Here is a 15,349-nt window from a genome sequence, read left to right on the forward strand (position 1 = left end):
GAGGGTGGGGGTGGGCCTGAGGTTCCGTCCATCATGCAGAGTTTTGCGCGGATTGGCTACGTTATGAGCAAAAGTTGTCATAGCCTCGGGCGGGTGACCCCCACCTTGGCCTGGCAGGACGGCGAGTTCCTGAAGCACGGCGTCCAGCACCGGATCCTGTCCGGCTCGATCCACTACTTCCGCATCCACCCGGACCTGTGGGAGGACCGGCTGCGCCGGGTCGCCGCCACCGGCTTCAACACCGTCGACACCTACGTCGCCTGGAACTTCCACGAGCCGGACGAGGGGTCCCCGGACTTCACCGGACCTCGCGACCTGGCCCGTTTCGTCACGATCGCCGGCGATCTCGGGCTGGATGTGATCGTCCGCCCCGGGCCCTACATCTGCGCCGAGTGGACCAACGGCGGGCTGCCCTCATGGCTGACCGCGCGCACCCGAGCACCGCGCAGCAGCGACGCGGTCTATCAGGACGCGGTCGCTCGCTGGCTCGACGTCCTGCTTCCCCGGCTCGTCCCGCTCCAGGCCGGCCACGGCGGACCGGTCGTCGCGGTGCAGCTCGAGAACGAGTACGGCTCCTACGGCGACGACGCCGCGCATCTCGTCTGGCTCCGCCAGGCGCTCCTCGACCGCGGCGTCACCGAGCTGCTCTACACCGCCGACGGTCCGACCGACGTCATGCTCGACGCCGGCATGGTCGAGGGCACCCTCGCCGCGGCGACGTTCGGCAGCCGCGCCACGGAGGCCGCGACGAAGCTGAGCGCGCGACGGCCCGGCGAGCCGTTCCTGTGCGCCGAGTTCTGGAACGGCTGGTTCGACCACTGGGGCGAGAACCACCACGTCCGCTCCCCCGAGAGCGCCGCCGCGACGCTGCGGGAGATCGTCGACCTCGGTGGCTCGGTCAGCGTCTACATGGCCCACGGTGGGACCAACTTCGGGCTCTGGGCCGGGTCCAACCACGACGGCCGCCGGATCCAGCCCACGGTCACGAGCTACGACTCCGACGCGCCGGTCGGCGAGGACGGCCGGGTCTCGGAGAAGTTCCGGCTCTACCGCGAGATCCTCGCGCCGGCCACCGGGCGCACCGTCGACGAGCTGCCCGCGCTGCCACCCACTCCCGCGCGGCACGCGCAGGCCTCGGTGCCGCTCGTGCCCGGCGCCGACCTGCTCTCGTTGGTGACGCGCAAGCCGGCGACCCGTGCGGCGCGGCCGCTGAGCTTCGAGGAGCTGGGCATCGACACCGGCCTGGTGACGTACCGGTCCTCGGTCACGCTCCCCGGCCACGACGTCCATCTCACCGTGCGCGGGCTGCACGACCGGGCGTACGTCTTCCTCGACGGGGAGCCGCTCGGCATCCTCGAGCGCGACGACGCCGAGCCCGCGATGCTCACGCTTCCCGGCCTCGGCAGGGTCGCCGAGCTGACCCTGGTCGTCGAGGCGCTCGGCCGGGTCAACTACGGCCCGCTGCTCGGCGAGCACAAGGGCATCCTCGGCGGCGTCCAGGTGGACCGGCGCCTCGTCCACGGCTGGAACCACCACCTCGCTCCCCTCGACCGCTGGGACGACCTCGACGGTCTCCCCCACGCCACCTTCGAGGTCGAGGCGCCCGCCGACGGCTGGCTCGCCGTCCCGGGCGACGGTGACCGGTTCGTCTGGCTCAACGGCACCCTGCTCGGCCGGCTCTGGGCCCGCGGACCACAACGACGCCTCTACGCCCCCGCTCCCCTGTGGCGCGCCGGCGCCAACCAGGTCGCCGTCCTCGACCTCACCACCCCGGCGACCCACGTCGAGGTGCACCCGGACCCGGACTTCGGACCGAGCGAGGAGTACGTCGAGTCGCTGCCGACCGGCACTCAGCCCAGTCGCCGCAAGGCGGCCTCGGCCGCATGGAACCCGCCCATGCCGTGAACCCCGGCTCCGGGCGGCGTCGCCGAGGAGCACAGGTAGACACCGGGCACCCCAAGAGCGTAGGGATCGAGCGCCGGGCGCGGGCGCAGCGCGATCTGCCGAGCGGTGTTCGCGCCGGCGCTGATGTCGCCGCCCACCCAGTTCGGGTTGTACGTCTCCAGCTCCGCGGGATTGCGGGTGGAGACGGCCACGATGCGGTCGCGGAATCCAGGGGCGAAGCGCTCGATCTGGCCGATGATCGCGTCGGTGGCGTCCCCATCGTAGGCGTGCGGAACGTGGGCGTAGGCGTAGATCGGGTTGACCGAGCCCTGGGAGCGGGACGGGTCGGCGAGATATTGCTGGCCGAGCAGGACGAAGGGACGCTCGGCCATGGTGCCGCGGCCCGTGCGCTTCTCGACAGCCGCGATCTCGGAGGCGGTGCCACCCAGGTGCAGCGTGCCGGCGCGGCGGCAGGCCTCGTTCGTCCACGGGATGTCGCCCTCGACGGCGAGGTCGATCTTGAACGCCGCCGGGCCGTAGCGATAGCGCCCGAGCGCACGGCGGACGTGGCCGGGCAGTGCCTCGCCGACGATGTCGAGCACCCCGCGCGGTGCTGTGTCGAGCATGGTGACGTCGGGCGCGCCGCCCGCGAGGTCCCGCAGCTGGTCCAGGGAGGTGACCCGGACGCCGGTGACCATCTTGCCGCCGAGCTCCTCCAGCTCGGCCAGCAGCGCCCGGGTGATGTTCTCGGTCCCCCCTTCGGCCACCGGCCACCCCACCACGTGCGCGGCCGCGGTCAGCATCAGGCCGACCGAGCTGCTGAGCGGGGTGTCGAGGCGGCCGAAGGCGTGGGCGGCCACACCCATGAACAGCGCCCGCGCCGGGTCGTCGCGGAAGTGGCGCGCGGTCCAGGTCGCCGGCTGGAGGGCGCCGACACCGAACCGGCCCAGCACGACGGGGTGGCGAGGCAGGTGCAGGGCCGACTGGAACACCTCCTCGATGAGCGCCTCGAAGTTCCGGGTGGGGTTGTCGAACAGACGGTCCCACCGGTCGGCGTCCGCGCCGAGCGAGTGTCGGGTCAGCTCCCGGTCGCGGGCCGCGACTCCCGCCCGGCCGTCGTCGAGCGGGTGGGCCAGGTCGATCTCCGGCCACAGCCACCGCAGCCCGTGCCGTTCCAGCCCGAGGGAGGCGAAGAACGGCGAGGCGACACCTGTCGGATGGAACGCCGCGCAGTCGTCGTGGAGCACGCCGGGGACGGTGCGCTCGCTGGTCCGGGTGCCCCCACCGGGACGCTCGTACGCCTCGATGACGGTCACCTCGACCCCGGCCTGCGCGAGCCTGATGGCCGCAGCGAGCCCGTTGGGCCCGCTGCCCACCACCATAGCGGTGCTCATGCCATCATCTCCCTGCCGCTCGAAGGCCCGGCCGTCAGCGTACGCCGGCGACGGAACCCCGGCGCGCTCCAGGACACCTTCAGCGGGACCGGCCCGTTCGGCAGCCACGGCTGCTCGGCGACGCAGTCTTTTACGTTCCAGGTGCCCGTCTCCACCACGCCGAGGGCGGCGTCGATGACGCGGTAGGCCTGCGGCGGGTTGGCCCAGGGGATGGCCTGGGACTCGCAGTAGGCCACGACGAGGTCGCCGGGAGCCAGGTTCAGGCGCTTCTGGACGGCCGCGACCAGGCGTTCGTCGTGGAGGTGGCCGTCGCCGAAGTTCCAGCCGAGGACGGCGTTGCAGACGAATTCGCCATCACGGACCGTGCGCGTCTCGATGTCGTCCAGGTGCTCGTAGAGCACCGAGAGCAACCCTCGCCCCTGGCTGTGCATCGAGCGCCACGCGAGCACCTTCTGCATGGTCATCTCGGCGTCGTCGGGCTCGTAGGGCGTGGGCAGCATCCGCTGGAGCTGGTCGACCTGGTTCTCGACGAGCGGAAGCTCGTTGAGCCGCTCCTCGACCCCGGGCCTCATCGTCCAGACCGCGGAGGCCCAGTTGCCGGCGTACTGCCGCATCGAGGGCAGGAAGGACACCAGGTCCGGGCGCAGGTTGCCGAGCACCGGGCCGAAGCACAGCAGCGCGAAGATCGGGATCAGCAGCAGCGGCTCGGAGAAGTTCCAGATGTTGTAGACCTCGGCGTCGAACCCGCCGCCGAGCCCGCCCCACAGCACGATGGCGATGTAGCCGAAGTAGACGTTCCACTCCAGCGGCACGGCCAGCGGGAAGGTCGAGGTGATGTAGATGTGGAAGACGAGCATCGCGACCGCGCCGAGCAGGGCGACGGTGTTGTTCGTGGTCAGCAGCAGCACCAGCGGGATCAGGATCTCGACGGTCGTGCCGCCGACGTGTGCCATGAACCAGGCGAGCCGGCTGGGCCGGATGTCGTCCGGTGCGTCGCGGTAGTGCAGCCTCTTGACGAAGCCCAGCTGGCCGGGGCTGTTGGAGACCATCGGCGGCACCACGTTGATGAAGTGCTCACCGAGCTTGGAGACGCCGGCACCGATCCAGACGACGCAGATGATGATCTTGAACACGACCACGAGGTTCACGAAGGCCGCGCTGCCGGCGTCCTCGGCCATCACCAGCGCACCGAACGTCGCGGACATGAGCATGATCGGGAGGTACTGCTCGGAGCGCGCGGCGAGGAAGATCACCTTGTCACGCAGACCCATCAGGGGCATCACGATCAGGATCGGGACGAACGCCTCGGGCGGGACGAGCTCTTGCGGGCTGGTGCCCTCCGGGAGGAACCGGACCGGTTCGGCCCCGGCCAGCAGCGGGTAGGCCAGGCTCGCCAGCACCGCGACGTACAGGACGACGTCGAGGACCGTCCGCTCGTCGCCTCCGGTGCCGGGCACGTGTCGCCCCCATGGCGCCATCCGGATCGTGCCCGGTCGCAGCCAGTAGCGGATGTTGCCGAGCATGGGGGCGAAGTGACCGCACAGCGGCCCGAACGCGCCACCGAGACCGATCACCTCGAGCAGCATCAGCCACACCGCGAGCTTCTGGTAGACGACCACGTTGTCGAACCAGGACGCGGGGTCGGTGAAGTGCACGTGGTCGGTCGTCCACGAGGTGATGGCGAGCCCGAGCGCGAAGTAGAGGCCCAGCATCTTCAGGATGTAGACCACGTGCAGGACGCGCGGGGTCCCGAACCCGTCCTCGACCCAGTGGGCGGCGAGGATCCGGATGCGGTCGCGCAGGGGCAGGCGTACGAAGTCGGCCGGCGGCACCGGCTGCGGCGAAGGGGTGAGGAATCCCATCTCAGGCTCCTTGGAGTGCGAGCTCGGCGCGGAGCGCCGGCTTGTCGGTCTTGCCGACCGGGTTCTTGGGAAGCGCCTCGCGCACGGTGAGCGAGACCGGGACCTTGATCTTCGTGAGCTGCTCGCGGCACAGGGCCAGCAACTCGTCCTCGGTCGCGGTGCGCTCCGGGTGCAGGGCGACGTACGCCACCGGCACCTCGCCGTAGGTCGGGTGCGGCGCGCCGACGACGGCCGCGTCCAGGACGGCCGGATGGGTGTGGAGGACGGTCTCGATCTCCTTGGGGTAGATGTTCTCCCCGCCTCGGATGATCATGTCCTTGATCCGGTCGACGATGGCGAGGTAGCCGTCCTCGTCGAGGATCCCGACATCGCCGGTGTGCAGCCAGCCGTCGCCGAGCGCGTCCGCGGTGGCGTCCTCGCGGTTGAGGTAGCCCTGCATGACGTTGGCGCCCCTGATCACGACCTCGCCGCGCTCCCCCGGCGGCAGCAGGCGGCCGCCGGGGTCCATGATCGCGACCTCCTGGCCGGGGAGGGCCACGCCGACGGTGCCGGCCTTGCGCGGACCGTCCACCGGGTTCGCGGTCGAGGCGCAAGTGCCCTCGGTCAGCCCGTACCCCTCGATCAGCGGAAAGCCGAACCGTTCCTCCGTCGCCCGGATCAGCTCCTTGGACGCGGGTGCTGCACCGCAGAACGCGAACCGGACCGAGCCGGTGTCGCGTACGACCGCGGCGGGGAGGGAGACCAGATGGGAGTAGATCGTCGGCACCGCCGAGAAGTACGTCGGGCGCAGCCGCTCGATGGCGTCGAGGAACTCGACCGGGTGGAACCGCCCCAGGATCGTCAGCTGTCCCCCACCCAGCATCGTGGCGATGAAGCTGACGCAGATCGCGTTGACGTGGAACAGCGGCAGGACCAGCAGACAGTGGTCGCGCTCGGTGAGCGTGAAGGCCTGAGCCATCGACTCCGCCATCGCGGCCACGTTGGAGTGGCTGAGCATCACGCCCTTCGGCCTGCCGGTCGAGCCGCTGGTGTAGATCAGCAGCGCGAGGTCGCCGCTCGACGTCGCCGGGCGCAGCAGCGCGCTGCCGGCGGGAGCCGTACGCAGCTCGTCGACGAGGAGGCTGCGACGGCCGCCGTCCGGGGCGTCGGGCGACGCCTTGATCACGAGCGTCGCCCCCGCGTCGTTGATCTGGTAGTCGGCCTCGTTCGCGGTGAAGACCGGGTTGACCGGTGTCGCCACGGCACCGAGACGCCAGGCGGCGACCAGGCTCACCAGCAGCTCGACCCGGTTGGGCAGCATCACCGCCACGACCGAGCCGGGCCCGACACCGTGGTCGGCGAACTGCTCGGCGGCGCCGTCGACGCGGGTGGCGAACTCGGCATAGGTCAGCTCGACCCGGTCATCACGCATGCAGGGTCGGTCCGCCCGGTGGTCGGGCTGGTTCCAGGGCACATAGTCGAGGTCCATCGTCGCGCTCCTCAGCTGCTGGGCGGGTGTGGGACCAGACGATAAGAACGAAGGCCGGTTCGGCGTTTGGTTCCTGAGCACAAAGATCCATCGCACTCTTGTGACAGGCTTCACACCATGGGACGCATGAATGGGACCCCCGCGGAGCTGGAGGTCAGAGCAGCAGCTCGGGCGGCGGAGACCACCAGGCGGATGGGCACCGGGCTCACCGCGATCGCGACCGCGCTGCACACCGAGATCGCGGATGCGGTCCCCGAGCTGGGCGGCGACGACGTCATCCTCGAGCTGCTCCGCGCCAGCGTCGAGAGCAACGTCGAGACGTTCTTCCACATGCTCCAGCACGGGATCGCGACCGAGGAGATCGGGGCTCCGCCGGCGGCGATCGAGTATGCCCGGCGACTGGCCCAGCGCGGCATCTCCTCGAACGCGTTGGTGCGGGCCTATCGCATCGGCCAGAGCCGGGTCCTCGACCTGGCCATCGCGGAGGTCACCCGCCACGAGCCCGACCGCGAGGTCGCGCTGGCCGCGACCCAGATCCTCCAACGTGGTGGCTTCGCCTACGTGGACCGGGTCGCCGAGCAGGTCGTGGCAGAGTACGAGTCCGAGCTCGAACGGTGGCTGGCCAACCGCAACACCGTCCGCGCCAGCACGCTCGCCAGCCTCCTGGCCGGCAGTGACATCGAGCTCGGTGTGGCGGAGAACGCGCTCGGCTACCGGCTGCGGCAGCACCACCTCGGCCTCATCGTGTGGGACGCCGACGGCGACGGTGCCGCCTGCGGGCTGCGGCTGCTGGAGTCGCTGGTCGCGGAGGTGGGTGAACAGGTCGGGGCCGTCGGGCAGCCCTTCTTCATGCCCCAGGACAGCAGTCACGCCTGGGCGTGGATCCCGTTGGGCAGGGCGCCGCGTACGGACCCGCTGAACCTGCAGGCGATCGTCGAGCTGGTCACCGCGACCGCCGACGGCGCCAGGATCGCGATCGGTCGCCCGCGTCCGGCCGTCGCCGGGTTCCGCACCTCCCACGAGGAGGCGGTACGGGCTCACACGGTCGCCGCCATCGCCAACGAACGTGCCGGAGCTGTGACGGTCTACGACGACCCGGGCGTCCAGGTCGCCTCGATCCTCGCCCACGACCTCGATGGGACCCGACAGCTGGTGGCGACGTCCCTGGGACGTCTGGCCGTCGACGACGAACCGCACCAGCGCCTCCGCGAGACCCTGCTCGCCTTCCTCGGCGCCAAGAGCAGCTATCTCGCCACCGCCGAGGTGCTGCACGTCCACAAGAACACCGTGAAGTACCGGGTCGACAAGGCCGCCGAGGTGCGTGGCCGCGCGATCGACGAGGACCGGTTGAATCTCGAGCTCGCGCTGACCGCGTGCAGGTGGCTCGGCGCCGCGGTCCTCGTCAGCGGCGACCGCGACGGCACTGGCCGGCCCTGACGGCCGGCTTGTGCCGAGGGAACAATCGGTCGGTCGAACTTCGTCGTCCCGTGCGTGGATGACCGCTGCCGGCGGTTGGCATGGTCCCCCCATCCCGACCTTCGTGCCGTAAGGAGCTCCGTCATGGCCGATGCGCTGACCACCTGCCTGCCGATGATCGCCTTCATGTTCATCCCGGTGTGGATCCCGATCATCGGCACTGCCGTCGGCGGTCTCGTCGACCGGCTTCGACCACCGGTCTCCTCGCCCGCCGAGCGCGCGGTGGCCGCGGCGAAGAGGCGATCCAGCGAAGCACGCAGCGCGACTCAGCCCGCTGCCGCTGCGACAACCACCTGATCACGGGCAGCCCAGCTGATTCGCGAAGCTCCGGCCCGGCGATGCCGACCTCATCGAGGTCACCACGCGGTTAGCCTCGTACCTGTGAACCCACCAAGCCCCGACACACCTGACATCAAACCCAGGTCGCGCGCCGTCACCGATGGCCTGGAGGCCACCGCCGCCCGAGGCATGTTGCGGGCCGTCGGCATGGGAGACGACGACTTCGCCAAGCCGCAGATCGGTGTCGCGTCGTCGTGGAACGAGATCACCCCGTGCAACCTGTCCCTCGACCGGCTGGCCAAGGCGGTGAAGAACGGCGTCCACGCGGCCGGCGGCTATCCGCTGGAGTTCGGCACCATCTCCGTCTCCGACGGGATCTCGATGGGCCACGAGGGCATGCACTTCTCGCTGGTGTCGCGCGAGATCATCGCCGACTCGGTCGAGACCGTGATGAACGCCGAGCGGCTCGACGGCTCCGTGCTGCTCGCCGGCTGCGACAAGTCGTTGCCCGGCATGCTGATGGCGGCCGCTCGCCTCGATCTCGCCTCGGTCTTCCTCTACGCCGGCTCGATCATGCCCGGGCAGCTCGACGGTCGCGATGTCACGATCATCGACGCCTTCGAAGCGGTCGGCGCCTGTATCGCGGGCAAGATGAGCCGCGACGAGGTCACCCGTGTCGAGAAGGCGATCTGCCCCGGCGAGGGCGCCTGCGGGGGTATGTACACCGCCAACACGATGGCAGCCGTCGCCGAGGCGCTCGGCATGTCGTTGCCCGGCTCGGCCGCTCCGCCCGCGGTGGACCGGCGTCGCGACGGCTTCGCCCACCGCTCCGGCGAGGCGGTGGTCGGGCTGCTGCGGAAGGGCATCACCGCGCGTCAGATCATGACCAAGGATGCCTTCGAGAACGCCATCGCCGTCGTGATGGCCCTCGGTGGCTCCACCAACGCCGTGCTGCACCTGTTGGCCATCGCCAACGAGGCCGAGGTCGACCTGACTCTTGACGACTTCACCCGGATCGGAGACAAGGTCCCCCACCTCGCCGACCTCAAGCCCTACGGCAAGTACGTCATGAACGACGTCGACAGGATCGGCGGGATCCCGGTCGTGATGAAGGCGCTCCTGGACGCGGGCCTGCTCCACGGCAGCTGCCTCACGGTGACCGGGAAGACCATGGCGCAGAACCTCGCGGAGCTGAGCCCGCCCGCACTCGACGACGACGTGATCCACTCCTTCGAGCGGCCGATCCACCGCACCGGTGGTCTCACCATCCTGAAGGGCTCGCTGGCGCCCGAGGGTGCCGTCGTCAAGACGGCCGGCTTCGACGACACGGTCTTCCGCGGCACCGCCCGGGTCTTCGACGGGGAGCGGGCCGCGATGGACGCCCTCGAAGCGGGGCTCATCGTCGCGGGCGACGTCGTCGTCATCCGGAACGAGGGCCCGAAGGGCGGCCCGGGCATGCGGGAGATGCTCGCCATCACCGGAGCCATCAAGGGCGCCGGCCTCGGGAAGGATGTCCTGCTGATCACCGACGGCCGGTTCTCGGGAGGAACCACGGGCCTCTGCGTCGGCCACATCGCCCCCGAGGCCGTCGACGCCGGCCCGATCGCCTTCGTCCGCGACGGCGACCCCATCGTCCTCGACGTCGTCAACCGCACCCTCGAGGTCGAGGTGGAACCCGAGGAGCTGGAGCGGCGGAAGGTCGGCTGGGAGCCGCTTCCCTCGAAGTATCGTCGCGGCGTGCTCGGCAAGTACCGACGTACGGTGCAGTCAGCCGCCGTCGGCGCCGTCACGAGCTAGCTGGCTGCCCGGGCCGGCGGGCCGTCGAGATCATGACGCGAGGTCCGCGAAGGCATCCTCGAACGCCCGCCGGACGACCGCTCCCGGCGTACGGTCGAGGATCCCGAACACCACCTGCTCGAAGGTTCCTTCGAACCGGCCTCCTGGACCGAGCAGGTCGCGGAACGACCCGGCGACCATCGCCGGGTCGTTCTGGAACACCCCGCATCCCCAGGCGCCGAGGACCAGGCTGCGATAGCCGTTGGCCGCCGCGGTCTCCAGGACCCGCTCCGCGCGTCCGGCGAGCACGGCCGGGATCTCGTCCACACGCTCCGGAGCCTTCTTGCGGATGACGCCTGCGTTCGGCGCCGGCGAGGTCAGGAAGCCGACCTCGAACGGCTCGTCGAGCAGCTGGCCGCGGTCGTCGCGGAAGACGGGCACGCCCGGCGAGTGGATGACGCGGTCGCTGTAGAACGGGTCGCGCATGGCGCGATGATGCACGTAGTAGGCGGGGGCCTCCAGCAGGCAGGTGTAGAGCGCCGAGGCCCGGCACAGCGCCTCCTCCTGAGCCTGAGCTCCGTTGACGTACCCGCCTCCGGGGTTCCTCGCCGAGGCGAAGTTCAGCACCGCGACCGGCCCCGGCAGCCGCCGCGCCTCCCACAGACTGCTGCCGCCGGTGACCGCGAACCGCGTCTGCACCGGCTCGGTCGCAGGCACCTCGACCGGCTCCGGCCCATACAGCCGGGTTCCTTCCCGCGCCGCCCGGACGGCTTCGCCGATGACCACCTTCGTGCCATCCGTACGCCGGTAGGAACCGGCCTCGATGAGGTGCTGGTTCTCCCGCGCGAGCGCGCGCAGCCGCGCGCTCATCCGGTCACCCTCGTGGTGACCGCCGTCGCCCCTGCGACGGCCCTTTCGATCTTCACGGTACGCATCGTCCGGTCCTCGAGGTTTCCATTGCAACCAGGTTTCTTCGACCGCCTAGGGATCCATCACCACGATGTCGAGCCCGTGGGCGAGCATCTCCGTGGCGGTGAGTCCGAACATCGCCCGGAAGGTGTCGCTGAAGTGGCTCGGGGAGGCGAACCCCGCGTCGCTGGCTGCCGTCGACAGGTCCGCACCCTGGGCGACAGCCGTTGCCGCACGACGCATCTTCGCCCACAGACGATAGCGACGAAAGCTGGTGCCCGCATAGGCCGAGAACAGGTGCAGGAAGCGCGACTGCGACAGGTTGACCGAGGCGGCGAGCTCGGCCGCGCTCCCCCACTCCCCCGGCCGGTCGCGCAGGAGCTGCAAGGCGACGCGGATCCGCTCGTCGGCCGCTTCGGGCTCCCCGGCATCGAGGAGACGTCGTCGCAGCATCTCCGGATCCGTCACGGGACCCTGGCTCCATTCTGTGATCAGCGCTGCCTCCTCGCGATGCCGGTAGGCGATCGCGTCCGCGCGATCGGTCATCCGGTCCAGCAGCGGCGCCGTCCGCGAGGCACCCGGGTCGACGTAGAAGAAGAGCATCCTGTCCCCCTCGGCGGCGACGATCTGATGAGGCGTACGCGCCGGGATCAACGCGCTCCGCACCGACCGTGACTCCCGCCCTGATCGCAGCACGAAGGGCGCATCCAGCCCCAGCGCGAAGCAGGTGACCGACCCGGAGTGAGTGCCCAGGCGCAGCGACGGACCCCGATACGCCGCATGCCCCGACCAGAGCCACACCGTCGGCCGCTCGTCGTCGCAGCACGAATCCGGAAGCGGCTCGGTCGCCATGCGCGTCATGATCCCACGGTGAGCACCGTGGCCAGCCTGACCATCGCCGTCGTCGGCGTCTTCTTCCTCGCGATGGGGACGTACGCCCTGATCTCTCCGGCCGCCCTCGTCGCCCCGTTCCGTCTTGCGGCGCAGTCACCTGAGTCCCGCTCCGAGATCCGAGCGGTCTACGGCGGCTTCGGCATCGCCATGGCCGCTGTCCTCGGCACCGCTGCTCTCGACATCGGCGGCATCCGGACCGGTGCGGTCACCGCCGTCGGTCTCGCCCTGATCGGGATGGCCGGAGGTCGGCTGGTCTCGCGCCTGTTCGACACGGCCGTACGCTTCTATCCGATCTGGTTCTACTTCGGAATCGAGGTTTTGACCGGAACGGCCTTGCTTGTGTGCGCCTGAGGTCGGCTGATTCGGCTATGCTCGCGCCCGTGGGATCTCGGCCAACCATCGACGCGTCTGTACAACCGCCACGTCCTCGCTCCCCTGAGGTGAGCAGCACGGGCCGACGAGTCGACTGGCACAACGATCCCTCGGCCCCCGAGGTCAACACCATCAGGCCGAGCGCCAGCGTCTTCGTACTCGACGACCCGGGCCGGATGCTGCTCGTCCGCCGCGACGACACCGGCAACTGGACGATGCCGGGCGGCGCGATGGACCCCGGCGAGTCGCTCACCGCCTGCGCGGTCCGCGGGACGTTTCAGGAGACCGGCATCACCATCGAGGTGACCGGCCTGGTCGGGATCTGGACCGATCCCCGCCACCGCATCGAATACACCGCCAACGGCGAGGTGCGCCAGGAGTTCAGCATCATCTACGCCGGCCGCTACCTCGCCGGCGAGCCCACCCCCTCGGCCGCGAGCACCCACGTCGAGTGGCTCTACCCCGAGAGCGTCCCCAGCCTCCAGATGGACCGCAGCCAGCGCATGCGGATCGACTGGGCCCTCAACCGCAACTTCCCCCACCTCGACCCCAACCCCTGATCACCTCGGCCGCGGCTGCCGCGCGAGCGATCTTCTCCTCCGGCGCACCGCAGATCCGCAGGCAGGTCGCCGCGATCGCCTGCCCATGGGCACCGGTCACCTCGTCGCCGCGGGACCGGATCCTGGTCACCACCTCGACCACCTGAATCAGCAGCCCACCCAGCTGGTCCACGCCCACCGTCACCGCAACAGGGCTGCTGACGACAGCAGCACCCAACCGGCCGTACGCAGCGACCAGCTCGCGAAGGGCAGGCTGGAACTCCTCGAAGACCTCGCTGCTCCTGACGTCCGGCATCCGGTAGAGCCGGCCGATGTTGTGCGGCACCGTCGCGAGCGTGTCCGCGTCGATCAGCGCGAGCAGGTAGAGCGCCGCCTCCGGGACGTCCGCCGGGCACTCCCGCTCGATCCTCTCGACCTGGTCGAGGCTCGGCCGCACCGAGAGCTCGAGGAGCTCGGCGAGGATCCCGGGCTTGCCCGCGAAGTGGTAGTACAGCGACGCCTGCCGGATCCCCACCTTCTCCGCGATGTCCCGCGTCGAGGTCGCCGCGAACCCACGGATGACGAAGAGCTCCGCCGCCGCGTGGAGGATCTCCTCCCGAGGAGCACGTGCGCTGGCCAACCGCGGGATCACCCGAGGCCGGCCCGGTCGGGTTGCGGTGGCTAGCGCGTACTGGCTCATCGCGATCCTTTCGCCGAGGTCTTGTCACACTCACGATTGCCGCGGACGACCGCGGCTGGGAGAGAGCAGCTGGGGAGCACCGCCGTTGATCCCAGTGGTCCCCCGGTCCTCGGCGTTCGTTGTTAGGTTGGTGCGAGTCGTCCTGTCGCCTCGGAGCGCGCGACGAGACACCGAACGCACCGGGAGGCCGGATGGCTGAGCAGTGGCACGAGAGGTTGATCCGTCTTCAGGCCGCCAAGGGCTGGAGCAACCGGGAGACCGCGATGCACTACATCGCTCTGTCGCCGTTCCACGAGGAGACTCAGCTCGACTCCGTGCTCGCGATGTTCAAGCGCTACCGGCGCGGCGAGATCGCCAACCCGTCCCCCGAGACTCAGCAGGCCATCGCCGCGATGTTCGACCTGCCGGTCGCCGACCTCTTCGCCCAGCGTCCGCTCGCGAACCAGAACGTCCCGGACCGGTTGAGCCCGACCGAGTTCACCGACCTGGTGGCCGCGCTGCGTATGCCGAAGGTGGGCGAGGCTCATCTCGCTCAGGCGGAAGCTGAGGTCGAGCGCCTGTGCACGGCTTATTCAGCCCAAGACGCCCGCTCGCTGACCATCGAGGTCGACGACTGGCTGAAGGAGCTCGCCTCGCTGGTGCATGAAGGGCGAGTGTCCCTCGCCGGCCACGAGCGAGTCATCCACCTCACCGGCTGGTTGTCGCTTCTCCGGGCTTGCCTCATGTGGGACCAGGGCGACGAGCAGGCCACCCACCAGGCCCGCGTCGCTGCCGAGGGTTTCGCGGCCGACCTGGGCGACAACGTCATGGCCGCGTGGACGTGGGAGATCCGTGCCTGGATGGCACTGACCCAAGGCGACATGCCCAACGTCATCGCGGCCGCCGACGCCGGCATCCGCTGCGCCCCCAACGCCTCGGTCGCTGCGCAGCTCCACGCGCAGAAGGCCAAGGCGTACGCCCGGATGAAGGACAGTCACAAGACCGAGGTCGCCCTCGACCGGGTCCGCGAGGTCCTCGACGGCAACGACCTGCCGTCGAACGTACGCAACCACTTCACCGTCGACCCGACCAAAGCCTCTTTCTACGCGATGGACGCCTACCGCACCCTGCACGGCCGTGAACGCATGGCCGACGCCATGGCCGACACCGTCATCGCCACCAGCACTCGTCCGGACGGCACCGTCATCAGCCCGATGCGACTCGCCGAGGCACAGCTGACCAAGGCCGTCCTCGCCGCCCGCGACGGCAGCCCGGTCACCGCACTCGAGCTCGCCGAGACCGCGCTCAACCACGAACGGCGATCGCAGCCCAGCCTGCTGCTCGTCGCCAGCGAGGTCGCCCACGAGCTCGAGTACCGCTCCCCCGCCGACGGCGCCGAGTTCCGCAGCCACCTACGTGAGCTCAACGGGCGAGCATGATCAGGCCGTACGCAGCAGCCTGAACTCGTGCTTCTGCAGAACCTGCAGCACCAGCTTGGCCGGATAGCCGAAGGCGTCGCGCCCGGCCTCGGAGGGATAGGGCTCGATCGCGGACACCTGATGCCACTGGCCGTCGACGAACACCTCGCAGCGCCCGGCGGCGACGATGTTGCGATACCAGTTGACGTCCTCGCCGTAGGTCAGCTCCGCGATGAACCCTTCCGGCACCCGTGCCAACATGATCGGCGTCTCGTACGTCTTCCCCGACTTCCGCCCGACGTGCCGGACCAGCGAGAACGGACCGTGTCCCGAGCGGGCCACCCGGATGGTCACCCGGTTGAGCGTGTTCTTCATAAACCACAGCCACTTGCGACGCAT

Annotated in this window: 14 protein-coding genes; 7 read left to right on the forward strand and 7 right to left on the reverse strand. The window is 70.0% G+C overall.

What is annotated here, in order from left to right; all coding sequences use genetic code 11:
* Window positions 1–93 precede the first annotated feature (93 nt).
* Window positions 94–1,905, forward strand: coding sequence for a glycoside hydrolase family 35 protein (locus tag HD557_RS15570; RefSeq protein WP_196874548.1), 1,812 nt, complete (start codon window positions 94–96; stop codon window positions 1,903–1,905).
* Here HD557_RS15570 and HD557_RS15575 read toward each other — a convergent pair.
* The 3 genes from HD557_RS15575 to HD557_RS15585 are packed head-to-tail and all read right to left on the reverse strand — an operon-like array spanning window position 1,851 to window position 6,608.
* The gene (locus tag HD557_RS15575) at window positions 1,851–3,278 is read right to left on the reverse strand and encodes a phytoene desaturase family protein (protein ID WP_196874549.1); all 1,428 of its coding nucleotides are present in this window, start codon (window positions 3,276–3,278) and stop codon (window positions 1,851–1,853) included. The genes HD557_RS15570 and HD557_RS15575 overlap by 55 nt on opposite strands.
* Window positions 3,275–5,140, reverse strand: a complete 1,866-nt coding sequence (locus tag HD557_RS15580) for a DUF3556 domain-containing protein (protein WP_196874550.1) — start codon at window positions 5,138–5,140, stop codon at window positions 3,275–3,277. Before HD557_RS15580 ends, HD557_RS15575 begins: the two co-directional genes overlap by 4 nt.
* 1 nt (window position 5,141) lies before the next feature.
* On the reverse strand, window positions 5,142–6,608 hold the full coding sequence (locus HD557_RS15585) for a class I adenylate-forming enzyme family protein (RefSeq protein WP_196874551.1): 1,467 nt from the start codon (window positions 6,606–6,608) through the stop codon (window positions 5,142–5,144).
* 126 nt (window positions 6,609–6,734) lie between these two features.
* Here HD557_RS15585 and HD557_RS15590 point away from each other — a divergent pair, with 126 nt between their 5' ends.
* The 3 genes from HD557_RS15590 to ilvD all read left to right on the forward strand — a co-directional run bounded on the left by HD557_RS15590 (window position 6,735) and on the right by ilvD (window position 10,160).
* A complete protein-coding gene (locus HD557_RS15590; protein ID WP_231380314.1) occupies window positions 6,735–8,045 on the forward strand; it encodes a PucR family transcriptional regulator in 1,311 nt (436 codons plus the stop codon).
* A gap of 123 nt (window positions 8,046–8,168) precedes the next feature.
* Window positions 8,169–8,381, forward strand: coding sequence for a hypothetical protein (locus tag HD557_RS15595; protein ID WP_196874552.1), 213 nt, complete (start codon window positions 8,169–8,171; stop codon window positions 8,379–8,381).
* Between the two features lie 84 nt (window positions 8,382–8,465).
* The gene (gene ilvD, locus HD557_RS15600; protein ID WP_196874553.1) at window positions 8,466–10,160 is read left to right on the forward strand and encodes a dihydroxy-acid dehydratase; all 1,695 of its coding nucleotides are present in this window, start codon (window positions 8,466–8,468) and stop codon (window positions 10,158–10,160) included.
* A gap of 30 nt (window positions 10,161–10,190) precedes the next feature.
* Here the strand turns inward: ilvD and HD557_RS15605 are convergent, their stop codons facing one another.
* Window positions 10,191–11,009, reverse strand: a complete 819-nt coding sequence (locus HD557_RS15605; protein ID WP_196874554.1) for a TIGR02452 family protein — start codon at window positions 11,007–11,009, stop codon at window positions 10,191–10,193.
* Between the two features lie 111 nt (window positions 11,010–11,120).
* Window positions 11,121–11,909, reverse strand: coding sequence for a helix-turn-helix domain-containing protein (locus HD557_RS15610; protein WP_196874555.1), 789 nt, complete (start codon window positions 11,907–11,909; stop codon window positions 11,121–11,123).
* Between the two features lie 9 nt (window positions 11,910–11,918).
* Between HD557_RS15610 and HD557_RS15615 the strand changes: the two genes are divergently transcribed.
* Window positions 11,919–12,293 (forward strand): DUF4345 family protein, encoded by a 375-nt coding sequence (locus tag HD557_RS15615; protein WP_307785633.1) that lies wholly within the window; start codon window positions 11,919–11,921, stop codon window positions 12,291–12,293.
* 89 nt (window positions 12,294–12,382) lie between these two features.
* Window positions 12,383–12,874 carry an NUDIX domain-containing protein gene (locus HD557_RS15620; RefSeq protein ID WP_008361638.1) on the forward strand — a complete coding sequence of 164 codons (492 nt, stop codon included), beginning with the start codon at window positions 12,383–12,385 and terminating at the stop codon, window positions 12,872–12,874.
* On the opposite strand, the gene HD557_RS15625 is transcribed toward HD557_RS15620, so the two are convergent.
* Window positions 12,837–13,553, reverse strand: a complete 717-nt coding sequence (locus tag HD557_RS15625) for a TetR/AcrR family transcriptional regulator (RefSeq protein WP_231380315.1) — start codon at window positions 13,551–13,553, stop codon at window positions 12,837–12,839. The two genes, HD557_RS15620 and HD557_RS15625, sit on opposite strands and share 38 nt — an antisense overlap.
* Window positions 13,554–13,744: 191 nt before the next feature.
* Between HD557_RS15625 and HD557_RS15630 the strand changes: the two genes are divergently transcribed.
* A complete protein-coding gene (locus HD557_RS15630; RefSeq protein ID WP_196874557.1) occupies window positions 13,745–14,971 on the forward strand; it encodes a hypothetical protein in 1,227 nt (408 codons plus the stop codon).
* Here HD557_RS15630 and HD557_RS15635 read toward each other — a convergent pair whose 3' ends face one another.
* Window positions 14,972–15,349, reverse strand: coding sequence for a nitroreductase family deazaflavin-dependent oxidoreductase (locus tag HD557_RS15635; RefSeq protein ID WP_196874558.1), 378 nt, complete (start codon window positions 15,347–15,349; stop codon window positions 14,972–14,974).

This window comes from Nocardioides luteus, assembly GCF_015752315.1.
Lineage (GTDB): Bacteria > Actinomycetota > Actinomycetes > Propionibacteriales > Nocardioidaceae > Nocardioides.